Source organism: Psychrobacter sp. DWR1-2-3, from assembly GCF_049896465.1.
Lineage (GTDB): Bacteria > Pseudomonadota > Gammaproteobacteria > Pseudomonadales > Moraxellaceae > Psychrobacter > Psychrobacter maritimus.
Genome location: NZ_JAFCUJ010000011.1, coordinates 24,748 through 33,301 on the forward strand (window position 1 = coordinate 24,748; position 8,554 = coordinate 33,301).

Consider the following 8,554-nt stretch of genomic DNA (forward strand, 5'->3'; position numbering starts at 1 on the left):
TTAGCGTTATTTTGGTTTACCCTAATGACTCATACTCTTAATTTCATGGTACCTAAATTTATATCTAACACTAGCATCTCGACGCCTGTATAGGGAACTGAACCGATCAAATACACTCATAAGCCCTAGTATTCAAGATACTCTCTAATACGACGCTTATTAAATTGAGAAGCGTCTTTTTTAAGACGGTTGATCATTTCAAACTCCCACATCTTAGGGTCTTGTCCTGCTGGGCTAGTAGAGCTAACCAAGTGATTATAATCGGCAATAAAGCTAGGATTACGAGCAATACGCCCTAGCTGCTTATTATTTAACCCTTCAACAGTGAGCATATCACTGTTATCAGAATCAATTTTCGCAGTAATTTTTACTTTGTTCTTCTTCACTTTAAACTTGAATGTGAAGCCAGTAATGACACGTCCTTGTTTGTGTTGTTCATACTGAGCCTTAATATCCGTATATTCATTTATTTGACTGACTGCTAGGTCTAAAACACGTCTTTTGAAAGCCTCTAACCTAGAATATTCATCAATTAAACCTAGGTTATTACGTAGCTCTTCAAGGGATATCGTAACTTTTCCAACACTTCTCCAGCTTGCTAAAATCTCATACAGCCTTGTGGCATAGGTATTTAAATTTTTTACCTGCTCAAGCTCGTAACTGGTGAAATTCTTTTCTAAACGAGTAATTAAAGGCACCACTTCAGGAGCAAAGCGTAATTTCACCACACCTGCCCCTTCGACATAAGAAATACCGCTTACCCAACGCACTACCCTTTTTTCAGGTTTATTACGTTTTTCATCATGTACAGTGTAAGTTACCTGTCTATTAAAAAGGGTTTGCGTAGCTTCTGACAGCATAGAATAAGCGTTATTTACGTTGATATCGAAACGATCTGCGTAATGCTGAGCATGAACCTCTAAAAACGTATCTGTATCAATCCCTTGCCCCGTTTCTCTAGCTTCAACGATTGCAAGCAACATTATCCTTTGCTCAACTAAGCCAAGCGAGTAACTAGCGTTAATCAATGAGTTATCTTTAACAACTAACTTCATGGAAATCTCTAAATTTTATATTCATTAGAATAGTCACATATAAAACCTAAATAAGCAACAATTAATAATTAGTTGCTTTAAGCAGGGTAAACGTTGCTTTATAGCAGGGTAAACGTTGCTTTATAGCAGGGTAAACGTTGCTTTATAGCAGGGTAAACGTTGCTTTATGAGCAATGAGAACCCCTAATACCAAGGATTTCAGAGCACCTAAAAGCTTTTAAAAGTATTTAAAAACATTAAAAACCTTTTTGGTTATTAATAATTAGAGTGACAAAAGAAAAGACCAGTGAAGATAGCAATAAATTCAATACTAGTAATTTCAAATAATTTAAAAAGAGAGGTCAAAGCGATAGTCAAATAGAGCTAATAACATCGTATTAAGCTCCTTATAAGGTTCTAAGTATCGTTTGGTATAGTTGGCTAGGTAAAAAATTTTCAACCTCCTTAGACGGCTTATATGAGCTTGCACAGCTCCATGATTGTTTATATCAACTAAAACCTTCGGAAGATCGTTAGAATTCCAGTGATTTTTATAACTACGCTATCAAGGATCAATCTCTTATTATCAAATAGCTTTTCAAAAAAAGCCCTTGTATCAGCTGATACAAGGGTAATATACATTTAATTATTAATCCAGACTATTGTAAGCTTTTATTCCTGCTTTATCGACCAATCTTTGAGCGTTGCCAACTTTGTTAGGTGCTGCTACCTCTCTTAATATTAATAACGATTCTAGCACTATCGGCATCAAAGCCTTGATCATATCATTCTGATTTGATGTGTTCTCTACCGTTTTTGATCCTTCGTCGTTCGACTGCAATAAGTGCAGAATTTCACTAATATCTCCTTTCATAAACTGAAGGTCTTCAAGAAAGTTATTGGTATCTGACTCGAGCTTTTTCTTTAAGTAGCCACCAGGCGTTTGCCCTGCCTCTGCTGCTATCGCTTCTAGTTTTAGGTAGACTTCAGGCTTTAATCTAAATGATACAGTAGGGGTGCTCATGATTATCCTTGTTTGCAGATTGTATACATTAATATATCATATAAATCAGCTACTTAAATTAATTTTGTTTGCACTTTGCATGCAAAAAAAAGCATCTTAAATTAGGTAAGTTGCTGATTTAAGACGCTTTTTTTCATCCCGAGAGGGTGCGTAAGGTGTAGTCATTAAATTGGATAATTTAATGACCAAAAAGCAGGTAGAAAAATCGGTTATTTTCTACCTGTAGTAAGCCTTTTTAGCTAAAAAGGCTTATAAGAGCGTTACACAAGCAAAAACTAAGCAAACTACGAGCATTTCGCTAGCAAATTATGAGCAAATATCATGAGACTGCTGTATTATGAGCAAACTACAAGCAAAAACTAAGCAAATCACGAGCATTTCGCTAGCAAATTATGAGCAAATGTAATTAGCACCTTGTACTCATATTAATGACCGCTAAAAACCAGATAGAGAGCAATTTATGGCTAAGAGAACAAAGTTTTCCAAATTTCGTGATCTTTATGAAGTGATTGAAGAGCTAGCTGTTTCATATACTTATGAAGGTGTGGTTGAGATATTAGCTGAGCGCCATGACCTCATTCTAACGACTGGCACACTGACCAATTATCTTTATCGCTATAGAAAAGAATCAAAGGAATTGTCTGTCGCTACAGATAATTCTAGCAGTAATGTAGAGGTTGAGCCTGAGGTAAAAAAACAAGTTTTTGTTGACTTATATTCTAGTGACCCAATCCAAGAAAGCAATACAGATGTTAGTGATGAGTCCTATGTACAGCCCACGCATGAAGAATTAGATACGGCTATGAAGAGATTTGAAGCGAAGCTGGCAAACAAAAGAAATAGATCTCTTCTTGATAGGTAAGTTATTGATAGTAAATAAATAAAAATTCTATAAAGGGACGTTTTCCTAGTGTAAAAAGGAGTAATTTATGAGTATTGAAGGCATATCAGTAGCAAGTAACCATTTTATGATGTTTGAGGAGGTGCAACGAGAATACCACCGTCAAATGGGGCGTCTTAATACCTTTGGTTTAGAAAACGAAGCTCATAGCGATAGCATACGTAAAAAGATGTTTGAGCTAAAAGATGAGGAACGTATGCTAAGAGAATACAGCGCGAGCGAACTCTACGTCATACAAAAACAGCTAAAACAAAAAATTGATGATTTCCTACGTGGATTAGATGGGTAGCGCGTTACTATCAATATTGTGAAAGACCAAAGCCCTAAAATTATTGAATTGACGGTACTTATCGCTTATATTAAATGTACATAAATAAGCGATAAGTACTGCTATGAGCACAACCAATTATAATATTCGTTTGGATCAAGAGTTAAAAGATAAGTCGTTTTCGGTGCTTGAGGGCTATGGTTTAACGCCTTCGCAAGCGATTAAGTTATTTTTGCATCAGGTAGCCGAAACCAATAGCATACCGCTGTCTTTTGATTATCATGTTAATCCTAATAACAGTCCTATAAAAACAGTATCTGAATCTCATAGTAATGACTGAGCTAATGGCGCTAAAAATACGATAGCAAGGGTAGATGCATATCTTATCTATCTTATTTATCTAAAAATCTTTATAAAGAACTGGCCTTTTGGAGCAAACTATGAAAAAATGCGCCTACGTTTATATAGCAAAAAGGCAAAACAATGAGTTACAAAGTTGCATCTCTGTTTTCAGGAGCAGGCGGTCTTGATTTAGGCTTTCAGGAGTCAGGTTTCGATATAATTTATGCAAATGAGAAAGATAAAAATATTTGGGAAACTTACGAGTTAAATCACCCTCATACGTACCTAGATAGAAGGTCAATTACAGATGTAAAATCCGATGAGATACCTACGGTTGATGGGATAATAGGGGGGCCTCCTTGTCAAAGTTGGAGTGCCGGCGGCTCAAAGAGAGGGATCGAAGATCCTAGAGGTCAGCTGTTTTTTGATTTCATTCGCATTTTGCAGGAGAAACAACCCAAGTTTTTCTTAGCTGAGAACGTCAGTGGGATGTTAGCTAAAAGACATGAAGAATCTCTAGAAAATATAATGACGCTGCTTGGCGCTGCTGGTTATGATATTTTCTTTAGCACGTTGAACGCTTCTGACTATGGTGTTGCTCAAGATAGAAAGCGAGTGATCTTTATTGGATTTAGAAAAGATTTGAAAGTGGACTATAGCTTTCCGCCGCCTGTAGAAAAGAAAAAGTGCTTGAAAGACATTATTTTCGATCTATCAGATAGCGCACTACCGGCGCTTAACAAGTCAAAACCCAATACTGATCTGAGTGTGCCCAATCATGAGTACATGACAGGTGGCTTTTCATCGATGTATATGTCAAGAAATAGAGTGCGCTCATGGGATGAACCTTCTTTTACGATCCAAGCAAGTGGCAGACAATCCCCTATACATCCTAGTGCACCTAAAATGATTAAGATCGAACAAGATATACATGAGTTCGTGCCAGGACATGAGTATAGAAGAATGAGTGTTAGGGAAAGTGCGAGAATACAAGGCTTCCCTGATGACTTTATTTTTAAATATAAAGACTTAAACGATGGTTACAAGATGATAGGTAATGCGGTTAACGTACAGTTCGCCAAAATTCTTGCTGACAGCATCAAAGATGCTATCAGCAAAAGTAACGGCTAGATTATTTTGAGACTGTTGTAGGAGACTATCCTGAATTTAGCTTATAGAAAAACTCACACTAAGTTTGGGAAAGACCCACTTTTTATCCACGACTACAAGGACTATAGACATGACTACTGGTGCATCAGAATTAAATACGCAGGATTTTATTGCAGAATTTGGGCAGCATGAGCTTGTCATCGATTTTAGCGAAGAAGCGATTAACGCTATTTTAAGCCAATATAAGCGTGTACAAAGCGAAAGCAATGACCCAGCAGCTATTGATTGGGAGCCGCTCTTTAATGATGCCCTAGAATGGGATGCTTCGGGTGTTGTTTATGAACTTAGTAGCGAAGTAAAAGAACATGCCAGTGAAATCATAAATATGATTCGTACTGCTGATATTGGTATTAGTGCCGATGCGAAAGAAAAATTTTCCAACTTGGAGCATGGTTTAAACGATGAGGAATTGCTACTATTTTTTAAACCTGAGTTGATGAAATCACCCGATTATTTTAATAAGGTTGCAGCCATTCTAGCTCGTGAAAATGACTTCACAAAACTTGATAACGGCAAGTATCTCATTTTAGGCGTTTATTGATTTTTGGTTGCTATTAAAGATTGTTACTTGAGAAAGTCACTGACCAACAGTGCGACTCTTCTATTGATTGCGATGAGGTGGTTTAAGGTCAATTTGGTGAGTTATTGCTTACTCTCCAGTTAGTGGATTATAAGCAATAAGTAGTTAAACAGAATCGGGGATAGCCTCTATTGCAAACTGTCTATATCTAAATCTTTCAATAGCTCAGTATTCATAGTGGCAGTAGTGATATCTATTTGTTCAAGCGCAGACTTTATCGATGGCATCATATGAGTCTCCCCTTGGTATTTAAGAGGAGACTCTAATATGAATTCAGGCACCAGCTTTCCGTTAGATAAACTCCATTTAATAGCAACTGCTAATGTTCTCTTACCATCAGCTTTATTGGCAAGTACTCTGTAGTTATTGGCTGTAAACGCTAGGTAAACAGGTGGTGGTGTATAGCCTGAAAGATCAATAAGTTTATCCAATGCTGATTGAGCATCTAGGAAATCGACGCTATCTCCTTCTAGTAAATAGTCGGCTATTCCAGAATTTTCGATAACCACATTTTCAACTAACGCATCTTTCCTACGTTCAGGTTGCTCAGTACCCCTGTAAACCTTGTTGACAATATCGTTGGGTGATAGCTTTAACTCAGAAGACAGATTTCTGATTTTATTTGTAATCTCTAACTTCCAACCAAGAGTGAAATATAGATCTTTAGGATTGTTCTGAGGTTTTACATATATTATTTTGCTTTGTCTAAACTGCTTCTCAATCGTTTTAATGCTCTCTACTAAAATAGAATTCCACTGACTACCAAACAGACCTTCCGCATCGCTAGCAGTCATCTTATTAACTAAAAACTCAGCATCTACTTTTTTGACAGTAATCTTAATACAGTCCTTCTCTATGCCCATACTTCTCAAAGAAACATAGATATCCGTTTTACACTCTCCTCCAGAGCCTTGTGTGGCAGGCTTACAGGCGTATATTTCACTATAGGTCTTATTATTCCATGACAGACTCTTTGAATCGTTAAAAAGCTTTACAAGGTGACTTTCAAATTCGTTGTAGCGAGGCATAATTTCATCCTAGTTGGTTAAAAAAGGATGATTGTACGACGTAGAGTAATTATAAAGATAGTTAACTTAAGAGGTGAGCTGCATGCCCTGAGTTGTATTTTGGCTTCATTCATCATTTTTTGAGTGATAATTGCCAAAAATCTTTAAAACAATGATTTTTTTAGGACTGTTTTCTCGCTTCATTTACTGTTTTTTCAAGCACTTTGCTGCTCATATATAAAGATATAGTGAGGGTGGTGAGGTTATACGTATCATATCAGCACGACATGCCACTAAGGTTGAAAGGAGGTTTTATGGACAGGGTTAGCTATAAAGTAAATGAGTTGCTGCCTTTAAGCCCTGAGCAAGAAGCAAACTTGCAAAGACTGGCGGCGCTTTCAGATGACGATATTGATTTGTCTGATACTCCAGAAGTTATTAACTGGTCTGGTGCGACTCGTGGCAGCATAGTGTCATCTGATTCTAGTGTTGGTGCCAGTATCGTGAGTCCTAGTATTATTGCTAGATTCCAGAATAAGGCTAAAAAAACTGGCGGAAACTACCAAGATATGATTAACGATGCGCTAGAAGAGTATTTGTTAGATCATTAGTCTCATATGAACGGTTGGTTGAGCTCATCCTAAATTATTTACAGGTGTACATTCAACCTAAACACTCACTTACATAGTTCTTAGGAAAGGCTCAAAATAGCTTTAATCTTTAATGCCGAAGAAAAAGAACTGCTTGTTTTTAGAGTCTATTTGATCAAAATCTATTCCTAAATTAGCCTTTATTAAATTTTTCCTGACTTCTTTAGAAGCTTGAGAGAGTTTATTCTTGAAAATTTTTCCATTATCTGCATTTTCTTCACTGTAATAATTAGTATATCCAGAGATTAGATTATCAAGCATTAAGCTAAATTTTATATATGTAGAGTAATCACGCTTAACTTTCGTCAGACTATCGTAATACTCTATCCTACCAATAGCCTTATCAAAAATTCCTATAGGGATTTTTCTTACGAAAGTCTGATACTTTTCAGAATAAACAATCTCAAATCCTAAGTATGTAAAAGCCTGATCTGCTCCATATATCTTCGTTTTTTGCTCACCAGTAGCCTTCTCAATAGATAACCTAATATTTTTCAGATCAGACTTCACGAAAGCCTCTATTTTCTTAGCCTCGTGGTATGTATTAGCAAATAATAAGAAGTCATCTGCATAGCGGATATATGGAATTTTCTTACTATCCACCAACATATCAAATTCATATAAATACATTGATGCACATAGAGAGGCTATAGGCATACCCTGACGAACACCCTTACCTTTTAGGCTACTTAAATGTGACTCTAAGAGTCTTCTGTATTTTTTATCACCAAGTTTTAATTTAGCATCACAATATAAAAATTGTTCAAATATATACTCAAGTTCCAGATTATTTATAGATGATAAAAATTCTTTAGAGAACTTCTGTAACGCCATTTTTCGGTCGATATTATCGAAAAATTTGACTATGTCTGCTTTCAAAACATAATCATGTTCGTTGCGATACTCTATTACCTCATATAAAGATTTTCTGATACCAGATATCGTTTTTTTTACGACTTCGCCTTTATGTACTATATCTATTACCTTGTCATTTTCATCTTTATTTAACGCATGATCAAATCTACAAAACTTATTATATGAAGTTCTGTAATGGTCTTTAAGGTAGTTGATAAGAAGTTTCTGTAATACTTTATCTTGAACAGAGGGGACACAAACTAGACGTGAGTTGTCAGTAGTTAAGGGGGCGTTCTTAAGACAATTGGATTTAGGTAAAACAATAGGGGTTAGAGGTTCACACTCATATTCTAGTTTAGTTATTTTATAACAAATTAAATCTAGGTCTTTATCGGAAAAATGATGGAGATAGGTATCAACAGATACGTAGGAGGGGTGGTAAACGCTTTTAGCTTTTTTTTTATTCTTAGCTAATCTTTTAAGTTCATCATAGAATTTAGATTTTACATATTCTGAATAAGTGACAACGACTTCGCCTACCTTGACTACCATGCTAGAACCCTTGCTGGATTATTCAAACATCTAACATGGCGAAGATCGCCTCGTGCACGCAAGCTACTGAACGACCAATAACCACGCTGCCTATCTTCTTTCGATTGAGGCGCGTTGAGCTTTAACACTCTGATTGTTGGTTTGCAGCAGGGTGTAACACATTCGACAATT

The 8,554-nt window shown here is 36.3% G+C and carries 10 protein-coding genes; 6 read left to right on the top strand and 4 right to left on the bottom strand.

Annotated features, from left to right (window positions below; all coding sequences use genetic code 11):
• Window positions 1–125: 125 nt before the first annotated feature.
• Together repM and ACP7AA_RS12885 are read right to left on the bottom strand one after the other, a co-directional pair.
• Window positions 126–1,055, bottom strand: a complete 930-nt coding sequence (repM, locus tag ACP7AA_RS12880) for a replication initiation protein RepM (RefSeq protein ID WP_426223804.1) — start codon at window positions 1,053–1,055, stop codon at window positions 126–128.
• A gap of 628 nt (window positions 1,056–1,683) precedes the next feature.
• A complete protein-coding gene (locus ACP7AA_RS12885; protein WP_426223805.1) occupies window positions 1,684–2,058 on the bottom strand; it encodes a hypothetical protein in 375 nt (124 codons plus the stop codon).
• Between the two features lie 460 nt (window positions 2,059–2,518).
• On the opposite strand from ACP7AA_RS12885, the gene ACP7AA_RS12890 reads away from it, so the two are divergent.
• The 5 genes from ACP7AA_RS12890 to ACP7AA_RS12910 all read left to right on the top strand — a co-directional run bounded on the left by ACP7AA_RS12890 (window position 2,519) and on the right by ACP7AA_RS12910 (window position 5,280).
• Complete coding sequence (locus tag ACP7AA_RS12890) at window positions 2,519–2,920, top strand: hypothetical protein (protein ID WP_426223806.1); 402 nt, start codon at window positions 2,519–2,521, stop codon at window positions 2,918–2,920.
• 67 nt (window positions 2,921–2,987) lie between these two features.
• A complete protein-coding gene (locus ACP7AA_RS12895; protein ID WP_193010983.1) occupies window positions 2,988–3,248 on the top strand; it encodes a hypothetical protein in 261 nt (86 codons plus the stop codon).
• 103 nt (window positions 3,249–3,351) lie between these two features.
• The gene (locus ACP7AA_RS12900) at window positions 3,352–3,567 is read left to right on the top strand and encodes a type II toxin-antitoxin system RelB/DinJ family antitoxin (protein WP_426223807.1); all 216 of its coding nucleotides are present in this window, start codon (window positions 3,352–3,354) and stop codon (window positions 3,565–3,567) included.
• Window positions 3,568–3,710: 143 nt separating this feature from the next.
• Window positions 3,711–4,700: a DNA cytosine methyltransferase gene (locus ACP7AA_RS12905; RefSeq protein ID WP_426223808.1), complete on the top strand. Its 990-nt coding sequence runs from the start codon at window positions 3,711–3,713 to the stop codon at window positions 4,698–4,700.
• 109 nt (window positions 4,701–4,809) lie between these two features.
• Complete coding sequence (locus ACP7AA_RS12910; protein ID WP_426223809.1) at window positions 4,810–5,280, top strand: hypothetical protein; 471 nt, start codon at window positions 4,810–4,812, stop codon at window positions 5,278–5,280.
• A gap of 167 nt (window positions 5,281–5,447) precedes the next feature.
• Here the strand turns inward: ACP7AA_RS12910 and ACP7AA_RS12915 are convergent, their stop codons facing one another.
• Window positions 5,448–6,347: a hypothetical protein gene (locus ACP7AA_RS12915; RefSeq protein ID WP_426223810.1), complete on the bottom strand. Its 900-nt coding sequence runs from the start codon at window positions 6,345–6,347 to the stop codon at window positions 5,448–5,450.
• Window positions 6,348–6,640: 293 nt separating this feature from the next.
• On the opposite strand from ACP7AA_RS12915, the gene ACP7AA_RS12920 reads away from it, so the two are divergent.
• A complete protein-coding gene (locus tag ACP7AA_RS12920; protein ID WP_426223811.1) occupies window positions 6,641–6,937 on the top strand; it encodes a hypothetical protein in 297 nt (98 codons plus the stop codon).
• 102 nt (window positions 6,938–7,039) lie between these two features.
• Here the strand turns inward: ACP7AA_RS12920 and ACP7AA_RS12925 are convergent, their stop codons facing one another.
• The gene (locus ACP7AA_RS12925; RefSeq protein WP_426223812.1) at window positions 7,040–8,383 is read right to left on the bottom strand and encodes a reverse transcriptase domain-containing protein; all 1,344 of its coding nucleotides are present in this window, start codon (window positions 8,381–8,383) and stop codon (window positions 7,040–7,042) included.
• Window positions 8,384–8,554: the final 171 nt, after the last annotated feature.